Annotated in this window: 1 pseudogene; it reads right to left on the minus strand. The window is 61.2% G+C overall.

The features are described 5' to 3' along the window. Positions 1-74: 74 nt before the first annotated feature. Positions 75-343, minus strand: a pseudogene (locus tag ACXAIC_RS24850) (DDE-type integrase/transposase/recombinase); the annotation flags it as partial.

Consider the following 343-nt stretch of genomic DNA (forward strand, 5'->3'; position numbering starts at 1 on the left):
CTGGCGGCCTGCCGGGAGAGTTTAATTTGTCCCGGGTCGAACGTTCGGACTTTCGTCTGCCTGTTTTTGTCATTTACACCTCCATCAACGGCGTGTTGCGACGACCGGTTGAATCCGCCTTGGACGCCTCTGTCCGAGTGGTGCACGAGGCCGCCGCCATGAACGGGACGCCGATCGTGAAGCGCTTGCTCCAGGGCATCGAAAACGAAGGTCGCGTGCGCTGTCCGGCTGACACGCCAGCCGACAATGCGGCGGGCAAATGCGTCGATGACGAAGGCGACATAGACGAAGCCCTGCCAGGTGGCGACATAGGTGAAGTCCGAAACCCAGAGCCTGTTCGGCG

The organism is Roseibium sp. AWQ4_254 (assembly GCF_056161025.1).